Source organism: Shewanella sp. MMG014 (assembly GCF_018100775.1).
GTDB lineage: Bacteria > Pseudomonadota > Gammaproteobacteria > Enterobacterales > Shewanellaceae > Shewanella > Shewanella japonica.
The window spans coordinates 1-482 of sequence record NZ_JAGJDZ010000040.1 but is presented as its reverse complement, the minus strand read 5'-3'; the positions used below and the strand labels follow the sequence as shown (position 1 = coordinate 482).

The 482-nt window shown below is 48.1% G+C and carries 1 protein-coding gene; it reads right to left on the bottom strand.

Annotated features, from left to right (window positions below; translation table 11 throughout):
* Window positions 1-482 (bottom strand): hypothetical protein (locus tag J8L86_RS21035; RefSeq protein ID WP_211031455.1); only part of this gene is annotated, 482 nt, incomplete at both ends.

The window sequence follows — 482 nt, the reverse complement described above, 5'->3', positions numbered from 1 at the left end:
GTGATGGTAATTGCAGTGCCCGCAATATCGGTGATAACCAGAGTGACCGTGCCGCCAGCTGGAATGTCTTGTGATGTACCAGTGATGTCACCGTTATTATCGCCATCGATGACTAAATCGACGGTGATGTTACTTGAAAGGGCATCAAGGTTTTCAGTGTCGTTGGCCGATAAATCATTACCGTTTGAATCAGTCGCGGTTGCAACAACTGTGATGTCGCCATCCACAAGTGTAGATAGGTCAACGTTATCGACAGAGTAAGTGCCATCTGCATTAACAGCCACATCGGTGATGGTAATTGCTGTGCCCGCAATATCGGTGATCACTAGAGTGACCGTGCCGCCAGCTGGAATATCCTGGCTCGTACCAGTGATGTCACCTTGGTTCGACGCATCAATCACTAAGTCTACTGTTAGCTCAGCATCAACAGCATCGAGGTTTTCAGTGTCATTGGCAGACAGGTCGTTACCGTTTGAATCAGT